The following is a 10,131-nucleotide window of genomic DNA, read 5'->3' as shown; positions in this document are numbered from 1 at the left end:
ATTGATGGCCTAGTTGAACAATCCAAGGCGCTAAAAAACGCTTATAACAGTTAACGGTAATAATATAGATAAACATTTATAAAAAAGAAGCAGTTACGCTTCTTTTTTCTTTCTCTTTTGCTTATACATACTTGCATCAGCTAAGTCTATCGCTCCAAAAAAATCAGAGGATATCGTTTGTTGAGAATAAGAGAATCCCAACACATCAAATTCGCTGAATTGTTTATTAAAGCTAAGAGTGATATTTTCAAAATCTATGTCACTGTATTCTTTTAACGAAACAATTAAAAACTCATCCCCACCATAACGAATGACGTGAGCATTAGGAAATGATTCAGTCAAAAAAGCAACAAACTGGATTAAAACTTCATCCCCAGACTGATGGCCTTCTGTATCATTAATCAGCTTAAAATCATCTAAATCAATAAGGATTAAAAACCCTTTGAAATCATTACAGTATTTCAATAAAAAATGACGATTTCTACACCCTGTTAATGCATCATTATAATATTTATTATAAAAACGTTCCCACTTTAACAGTGAGAATAAACTCACCAAAAATAAAATAAAGACAGATATTAAAATCAGACCTAAATGCTTTATAATAAATTGAAAATACGACATTTCCACCTTTAAGAAAAAAACATTTATACTGTCTGATGTAGAATAAATGTCTATCTTTTCAGCGTGATAATCTTTATTTTCCTTAAATTGACTGCCAGTTTTATAACTATCATTACCATACAATACATTATTGTCACTATTCGTCAGAACGATATCTAGATCTAAACCATAAACATTTTCTTGATTAATAAATGAGATCAGTTCTCTTAATTCAAAGATTGAAATGTAAATATCACTTCCACCTCTATAAATAATAGCAACATTATCAGTTTTACTGTAGCGACCGACAAATGGAGAAGAAATAGTTCTATCTGTGTTAAACCACACCCTTTCTTTTATTACATACTTAGGATTTTCTTTGCTATTTAAATGATTATAATTTGAATAACTCGCCTCACCATCAAAATAAACTAGATATTGTAAACCGGTAAATTTAACTGCATTTAATAAAAACTCACTTTCTTCTGTAAAGTTTTCTCTATATTTAGGGATCACTTCACTTAATAAGAAATACTGCCGATTAAACCAACCACTAATCATTAATTCTGTTTTTTCATTTTCATTCTTTTCCTTTATTAATCGTTCATTATATTCAAGCCAAGAAAATAGATAGGTAACAATCAAAACAATAAAAATATTTAATAGTAAAAGTTTAACTCGCTTCATTAAAGCCATTTTTCCATATAAAAATAAGTAGTAAAAAATAAAATAGCTATATAATTTATATTTCCTACTCTAGGAGTAACAAAAAGCCCGCTTAAAGCGAGCTTTTATTTAATGTACGATACAAATAATTATATTTATATCGTATCAGTTCCTATCGATGAATCATCTGAACTTTCAGATAACTCAACATCTTGAACGTCTTCACTCTCAATAACGTCAAGCTCTTCTGGTTCATCAATGCGTTGTAAACCAACCACATTTTCATCTTCAGCAGTACGGATCAGCGTAACACCTTGGGTATTTCGGCCCACTTGGCTAACTTCTGATACGCGAGTACGTACTAACGTACCTGCATCAGTGATCATCATGAACTCATCGCCATCTTCAGTTTGAACCGCACCGACAACACTGCCATTACGATCAGAAACCTTGATAGATACAACACCTTGTGTTGCACGACCTTTCGTTGGGTACTCCGCAAGCTCTGTACGTTTACCATAACCGTTTTCAGTTACTGTAAGTACATCACCATCATTCTTAGGAACAATCAGTGAAACGACTTTATCGCCATTTACCAGTTTCATACCACGAACACCCGAAGCAGTACGACCCATTTGTCGAACCCCTTTGAACTTGATTTCTGGCTGACCATTTTCATCAAGAACTGGGTTACCATTCTCATCAAATACTTGGGTTTCTTCCGCTTCTTTGAAACGAACTACTTTACCAAACTTCGAGAACAGCATGATTTCATTTGAACCATCAGTGATATCAACACCGATTAATGAATCATCTTCACGTAGATTAACTGCAATCAAGCCGTTTGCACGAACTTTAGCAAATTGATCCAACGATGTTTTCTTAACTGTACCATCACCTGTTGCCATGAAGATGAACTTATCTTCAGAGTATTCAGATACTGGTAGAATCGCTGTAATACGCTCGCCTTCTTCTAGAGGAAGAATGTTCACGATAGGCTTACCACGAGCGGCTCGGCTTGCTTGAGGAAGTTGGAATACTTTCAAACTGTATGCTTTACCACGTGTAGAGAAGCAAAGGATGTTATCATGAGTGTTAGCAACAAGTAGACGCTCGATATAATCGGTGTCCTTCATCTTAGTTGCACTCTTACCTTTACCACCACGACGTTGCGCTTCGTAATCACCTAGAATTTGGTACTTAACATAACCTTCACGAGAAAGTGTTACTACAACATCTTCTTGTGTGATTAAGTCTTCAATATCGATATCGTGAATAGCAGCACCAATTTCAGTACGACGCTCATCACCATAGGTATCACGAATCGTTATTAATTCATCACGAATGATTTCCATTAGACGCTCAGTGCTTGCAAGGATATGCATTAACTCTGCGATTTCATCTAATAGTGCTTTGTACTCATCTAGAATTTTTTCATGTTCTAAACCAGTTAAACGGTGTAGACGTAATTCTAGAATTGCTTGAGCTTGTTGTTCCGTTAAGAAGTATTTACCTTCACGAATACCAAACTCTGGCTCTAACCAATCAGGACGAGCAGCATCTGTACCAGCACGCTCTAGCATGTCGGCAACATTACCAAGATCCCAACCGCGAGCGACTAAGCCTAGTTTAGCTTCTGCTGGAGTTGGCGCATTTTTGATCAGATCAATAATCTCATCAATGTTTGCTAATGCCAGCGCCAAACCTTCAAGGATATGAGCACGATCACGCGCTTTGCGTAATTCAAAAATAGTACGACGAGTTACCACTTCACGACGGTGATCAACAAAACACTTCAACATTTCTTTCAGGTTGAATAATTTTGGTTGGCCGTTGTCTAGCGCTACCATGTTTACGCCGAATGTAGTTTGAAGCTGAGTTAATGAGAACAGGTTATTAAGAACCACCTCACCCACTGCATCGCGCTTACATTCGATAACAATACGCATGCCATCTTTATCAGATTCGTCGCGCAGTGCTGAAATGCCTTCTACTTTCTTATCTTTAACAAGCTCTGCAATCTTTTCGATTACACGTGCTTTGTTTACTTGATAAGGGATCTCAGTAACAATAATGGTTTCTTTACCATTTTTATCAGCTTCGATGTTTGCTTTAGAACGCATGTAAACTTTACCGCGGCCTGTCTTATATGCATCAACGATGCCTTTACGACCACTGATTAATGCAGCTGTCGGAAAGTCAGGACCTGGAATGTAGTTTATTAGCTCATCGATAGTAATATCTTCATTCTCGATGAATGCTAAACAACCATTAACCACTTCAGTTAAGTTATGAGGCGGTATATTAGTTGCCATACCAACTGCGATACCTGATGAACCATTAACTAATAAGTTAGGTACACGAGTAGGCAATACCGCAGGGATTTGTTCTGTACCATCATAGTTAGGAACGTAATCTACCGTTTCTTTGTCTAAATCAGCCAACAGTTCGTGAGCGATTTTCGACATACGAACTTCGGTATAACGCATTGCCGCCGCTGAATCCCCATCGATAGAACCAAAGTTACCTTGGCCATCAACAAGCATATAGCGTAGTGAGAACGGCTGCGCCATACGTACTATCGTGTCGTATACAGCACTATCACCATGTGGGTGATATTTACCAATTACGTCGCCGACTACACGGGCAGATTTTTTATATGGTTTATTCCAATAATTACCTAATACATCCATCGCAAATAAAACACGGCGGTGTACAGGTTTTAGGCCATCACGCACATCTGGAAGAGCACGACCAACGATTACTGACATCGCATAGTCTAGGTATGAACCTCGAAGCTCATCTTCAATATTTACGGGCGTGATCCCTTTAGCAAGATCGCTCATAGAGCCAATATCCCTCAAATTAGTTCTGTCGTATCAATATCAATTACTTTATCAATTAGATTCACTATAAAAGATAAAGTAATTGATACTGACAAACGTGCAAGATTGCAAAATATAGCACATAACGCTTCTATATCGCATCGTTTTAATTCGCAAAATCACTCTTAAGCTTAAGAATCCTACGAAATCAGGAGCAAGTCACAAATCAATCCATCATATTCTTGAAAAACCTCATAAAAATCGATGAAAAAATCACCACCTTTAAGTCTCTCTTTCTGTTTTTTTTCTGTATATAATAGGAAGAAGATGAAAAAAGGAAGTAATAACTATGACTCAGCAGTTAAATGTCGATCCGGCAGAAATCAAAAAATTTGAAGATATGGCGTCTCGTTGGTGGGATCTTGAAGGTGAATTTAAACCACTACACCAAATCAATCCATTACGTCTGGATTACGTATTAGAGAATACCAATGGTTTATTTGGTAAGAAAGTATTAGATGTGGGCTGTGGCGGCGGTATTTTAGCTGAGAGCATGGCAAAGCAAGGTGCTGACGTTATCGGATTAGATATGGGTAAAGAGCCTCTTGCTGTTGCTCGTTTGCACGCTTTAGAAACAGGTACAACACTAGAATATATTCAATCGACTGCTGAACAGCACGCTGAAGAGAACCCTGAAACTTACGACGTCATTACCTGTATGGAAATGCTAGAACACGTTCCTGACCCACTTTCAGTAATCCGCTCATGCGCCAAAATGGTCAAACCCGGCGGGCACGTATTTTTCTCCACACTGAATCGTAATATTAAATCATACTTATTTGCTATTGTTGGTGCTGAACAACTGCTTAAGCTTGTACCTAAAGGGACGCATGACCACAATAAATTCATCCGCCCTTCTGAATTACTAAAAATGCTTGATCAAACGGCTTTACAAGAACAAGGGATCACAGGCTTACATTACAACCCATTAACAGATGTCTATTCATTAGGCAAAAATGTGGATGTAAATTATATCGTTCATACAACATTATAAGATCCCTTTTCGACCCATCATACTTTTCGTTCTTTATCTGTTCTCTTAAATGCAAATAAAGAATGAACTGATATCTAAATTCTACAATTATTGTCTTGCTTATTAAAGCACCATTGACACATCAAATTAGAGCAACAAATCAGCAATTTTTTTTGATTCATAGAGATCCACCGAAACCATAAAAATCAAGAAAAATATTTTTTCAACTGACTACTTCTCCACCATTACGAAATACGTTATTTCTGATGTCTTGATATAGCTAATCTCACTCGGTTAGTACTCACTTACTGTTTTTTTTAATTCAGAGGTTATCCACAGGCCAATCTGATTTTCGTACTTGATCAGCAGCCATTTTATCATTATCTTGTAGCCAATTAATTATTTAGCCCTACATGTTGTGTTTATCATAGAGAATCAACACTAGAAGCTTGATCACAAATTACCAACGAAAATTACAAATATTACATATTTCGTTCTTCATTCTAAGGAAAAGTCACAAATGACCCAACAGCTTACCGTTACTAAGCGAAATGGCACCACAGAAAAGATTAACTTGGATAAGATCCATAAAGTGATCACCTGGGCTGCAGAAAATCTAGATAACGTTTCAGTATCTCAAGTTGAAATGAAATCTCATATCCAATTTTATGATGGCATGAAGACGTCTGATATTCATGAAACTATCATTAAAGCGGCTGCGGATCTTATCTCTGAGGAAACGCCAGATTACCAATATCTTGCGGCTCGTTTGTCTGTTTTCCACCTTCGTAAAAAAGCCTATGGCGAATTTGAGCCACCAACACTATTTAAACACGTAAATAACCTAATCAAACTAGGCAAGTACGACAAACACATAACTGAAGATTATTCTGAAGCAGAATTCAATCTGATGGATCAAATGATCGAACATGATCGTGATATGGATTTCTCTTATGCTGCTGTTAAACAACTTGAAGGCAAATACTTCGTTCAGAACCGTGTAACGGGCGCGATCTACGAAAGTGCACAATTCCTTTATATTCTTGTTGCTGCATGCTTATTTGCTAAATATCCAAAAGATACGCGCCTTGACTACATTCAGCGCTTCTACGATGCAACGTCTAAATTTAAGATTTCATTACCAACACCGATAATGTCTGGTGTTCGTACTCCTACTCGTCAATTCAGTTCATGCGTTCTAATTGAGTGTGATGACAGCCTAGATTCAATCAATGCAACAGCGGGCTCTATTGTGCGCTATGTATCTCAACGTGCAGGTATTGGTATCAATGCAGGTCGTATTCGCGCGCTTGGCTCTGAAATTCGCGATGGTGAGGCTTTTCATACCGGTTGTATCCCATTCTACAAATACTTCCAAACAGCCGTTAAGTGTTGTTCTCAAGGTGGTGTTCGTGGCGGCGCAGCAACCTTGTTCTACCCTATTTGGCATCGTGAAGTAGAATCTCTATTAGTTCTTAAAAACAACCGTGGTGTTGAAGAAAACCGCGTTCGTCACATGGATTACGGCGTACAAATCAACAAGCTTATGTATACTCGCTTAATTAAAGGGGAACACATCAGCTTATTTTCACCTTCTGATGTTCCTGGCATGTATGAAGCTTTCTTTGCTGACCAAGTAGAGTTCGAGCGTCTGTATCTTAAATACGAGCAAGATACATCGATCAAACGTGAAACAGTAAAAGCGATTGAGTTGTTCTCTCTTCTTATGCAAGAGCGTGCATCTACAGGCCGAATTTACATTCAGAACGTCGATCACTGTAATACACACAGCCCATTCGACCCAAGTGTTGCCCCTATTCGCCAATCTAACTTATGTTTAGAAATTGCTCTACCAACTAAGCCACTAACACACGTTAATGACGAAGAAGGTGAAATTGCATTATGTACGTTGTCTGCATTTAACTTAGGCGCGATAGAAAAACTTGAAGAGTTGGAAGAATTAGCAGAGTTAGCGGTACGTGCTCTTGATGCACTTCTTGATTACCAAGACTACCCACTACCTGCGGCGTACAAATCAACAATGAACCGTCGTACGTTAGGTGTAGGTGTTATTAACTACGCTTATTACTTAGCGAAAAACGGCGTAAAATACTCCGATGGTAGCGCGAATGGTTTAACGCATAGAACGTTTGAAGCGATTCAATTTTATCTTCTAAAAGCATCGGTTGGTTTAGCAAAAGAGCAAGGCGCTTGCCCTGCTTTCAATGAAACAACTTATTCGCAAGGTATCTTACCAATCGATTCTTACAAGAAAGATATTGATAATATTTGTACTGAAGAATTGCATTTAGATTGGGAAACATTGCGTGAAGAGATCGTAACTCACGGTTTACGTAACTCAACACTGTCAGCATTAATGCCTTCAGAGACGTCTTCTCAAATCTCTAACGCGACTAATGGCATTGAACCACCACGTGGCTTTGTCTCAGTAAAAGCCTCTAAAGATGGTATATTGAAGCAAGTAGTTCCTGATTACATTAATCTAAAAGAGAACTATGAGTTACTTTGGAACATTGGTTCAAACGATGGTTATCTACAACTTGTAGGTATTATGCAGAAGTTTATTGACCAAGCTATTTCTGCAAATACAAACTATGATCCAAACCTTCAGCCAAATGGCAAAGTGCCAATGAAACTGTTGTTAAAAGATCTATTAACGGCTTATAAATTAGGTCTTAAAACTTTGTACTATCATAACACTCGTGATGGTGCTAGCGACTCACAAGGTGATCTAAACCAAGATGACGATTGTGCTGGCGGCGGTTGTAAGATCTAACGTTTCACTTTAAAATCAAGCCCGCTATTTTTTAGCGGGCTTATTTAGTTTTAAGATTATGTTCAAACCGTTATACCGATAAATCCTTATTAGTAGTTATCGGTATAACTATTTGATTAGAATAAAGCCCTCCCCTTTTTTGGCTTTGATAACATTGAGGTTTCCATGGCGTATAGTACTTTTCGACAAGAAAAAAATGATCAATTGAAAGAACCTATGTTTTTAGGTAATTCGGTAAATGTTGCTCGTTATGACCAACAAAAATTTCAGATCTTTGAAAAACTTATCGAGAAGCAGCTATCGTTCTTTTGGCGTCCTGAAGAAGTCGATGTCTCTGGTGACCGCATTGATTACAATAACTTGCCAGAACATGAACAACACATCTTTATTAGTAACTTAAAATATCAAACACTATTGGATTCAATCCAAGGCCGTAGTCCAAATGTAGCTTTACTGCCTTTGGTTTCTATTCCTGAATTGGAAACATGGATTGAAACATGGTCTTTCTCTGAGACTATCCACTCTCGCTCATACACACACATTGTCCGTAATATCGTCAATAACCCATCAATTATTTTTGATGACATTGTTGAGAATGAAGAGATCCTAAAGCGCGCTAAAGACATTGCTCACTACTATGACAACCTAATTCAAGCAACCAATGATTACCATCGTTTAGGTGAAGGCACTCATACTATCAATGACGAAGAAGTTATTGTTTCAAAACGTGAGTTAAAGAAAAAATTATACCTTTGCTTAATGTCTGTAAATGCACTAGAAGCGGTTCGTTTCTATGTCAGCTTTGCTTGTTCTTTTGCTTTCGCAGAACGAAAGTTAATGGAAGGTAATGCAAAAATCATCAAACTAATTGCTCGTGATGAAGCCCTTCATCTAACTAGTACTCAGCATATGGTGAACCTACTTCGCACTGGTCAAGATGATCCTGAATTCGTAGAAATTGCAGCAGAATGTGAACAAGACTGTTTCGACTTATTTAAATCAGCAGCTGAGCAAGAAAAAGAGTGGGCAAGCTACCTATTTAAAGACGGTTCAATGATAGGTCTAAACAAAGACATTCTTTGCCAATATGTAGAATATATTACTAACCTACGCATGAAAGCTGTTGGTCTTAGCAGTCCTTATGAAGGCGCGACTCAAAACCCTATTCCATGGATTAATTCTTGGTTAAGTTCTGACAATGTTCAAGTTGCTCCTCAAGAGACAGAAATCAGCTCATACCTTGTTGGACAAATTGACAATGACATGGATGCCGATGACTTGGGTGATTTTGAACTTTAAAAATTAATCTTTCATCAAATATATAAAAGCCGAGTCTCCTAACTCGGCTTTTTTTACTTTAATCCTCATCAATTACTCTACCCCATTATCTGGTTCAACCTCTAATCCAGGTTATATTAGACATCGCCCACACTTTACAATCTTAAAAAGTATAAATAATGAGAGGTCGCTTCATGTAATTTATCAAATATGCCATAATCCGTTGCAATTAAACAACATAATAATAATAAAAATTATGGCTAAAAATCAATGGACAAGTTACCTACTGGAGCAAGTACGCCAGTTACCTATCGTCTCATCAAAAGAGCAGGTTCAATTTCGCCTGAACACGATCACATCTGAAGCTTTAAGACAAGAAGAGGTTATTCCCCCTGAGTTTGAGCATATTTTCCAAGCTTATTTACAGGCTCGCTCAGGAAAGTTAATCGACGCGATTAGCTTATTTTTTGATGCTATAAACTTTGCCCAACAAAATAAACAAGAATTTTTAATTTGTTTTAGTCATTATAATATCGGTACCCTTTATGGCATGCTTGGTAATTATTTCTATGCTCAGCAATTTTTAACAAAAGCTGAAAAATCACAACAGTTCTGTGATGGTTATATTACTGGTATTATTAAAAATAACATCGGTGATATATTTCGCCAACTTGGTAATTTTAACGAAGCCCTTAAGCACCTTACAGAAGCAACTACACTTCTTGAGCAATACGGCCCTAAATTATCAACCGCCCTGTCTTTATTTAACATTGCTGAAATCAAAGCGAAACAGTGTCATTTTGATGAGGCAATAGCCATTCTCAACACCCTATTTAATGATATTAAAGATGAACCTCGTTTTTTAGGTTTTTATTACAAAATAAAAGCAGAAATAGCAAATGGACAAGAGAAAATAGAAGAAGCAGAAG

General features: G+C 37.2%; 6 protein-coding genes. 4 read left to right on the top strand and 2 right to left on the bottom strand.

The annotated features are described in order from the left end of the window. Positions 1-93: 93 nt before the first annotated feature. Together Q1K78_RS15935 and gyrA are read right to left on the bottom strand one after the other, a co-directional pair. Positions 94-1,299, bottom strand: a complete 1,206-nt coding sequence (locus Q1K78_RS15935) for a GGDEF domain-containing protein (RefSeq protein WP_300181108.1) — start codon at positions 1,297-1,299, stop codon at positions 94-96. A 125-nt stretch (positions 1,300-1,424) separates the two neighbouring features. Beyond that, on the bottom strand, positions 1,425-4,115 hold the full coding sequence (gene gyrA, locus Q1K78_RS15930) for a DNA topoisomerase (ATP-hydrolyzing) subunit A (RefSeq protein ID WP_300181105.1): 2,691 nt from the start codon (positions 4,113-4,115) through the stop codon (positions 1,425-1,427). 328 nt (positions 4,116-4,443) lie between these two features. Here gyrA and ubiG point away from each other — a divergent pair, with 328 nt between their 5' ends. The 4 genes from ubiG to Q1K78_RS15910 all read left to right on the top strand — a co-directional run. Further along, positions 4,444-5,148, top strand: a complete 705-nt coding sequence (gene ubiG, locus Q1K78_RS15925) for a bifunctional 2-polyprenyl-6-hydroxyphenol methylase/3-demethylubiquinol 3-O-methyltransferase UbiG (RefSeq protein WP_300181102.1) — start codon at positions 4,444-4,446, stop codon at positions 5,146-5,148. A gap of 499 nt (positions 5,149-5,647) precedes the next feature. Beyond that, on the top strand, positions 5,648-7,924 hold the full coding sequence (gene nrdA, locus Q1K78_RS15920; RefSeq protein WP_300181099.1) for a class 1a ribonucleoside-diphosphate reductase subunit alpha: 2,277 nt from the start codon (positions 5,648-5,650) through the stop codon (positions 7,922-7,924). A 165-nt stretch (positions 7,925-8,089) separates the two neighbouring features. After that, positions 8,090-9,223, top strand: a complete 1,134-nt coding sequence (gene nrdB / locus Q1K78_RS15915) for a class Ia ribonucleoside-diphosphate reductase subunit beta (protein ID WP_300181096.1) — start codon at positions 8,090-8,092, stop codon at positions 9,221-9,223. Between the two features lie 235 nt (positions 9,224-9,458). Next, the coding region (locus Q1K78_RS15910) for a tetratricopeptide repeat protein (protein ID WP_300181093.1) at positions 9,459-10,131 on the top strand (673 nt) is incomplete at its 3' end.

Origin of the sequence: uncultured Aliivibrio sp. (assembly GCF_946479765.1) — a bacterium.
Lineage (GTDB): Bacteria > Pseudomonadota > Gammaproteobacteria > Enterobacterales > Vibrionaceae > Aliivibrio.
Note: the sequence above shows the minus strand (reverse complement) of the source record. Positions and strands in the feature narration are given on the sequence as shown.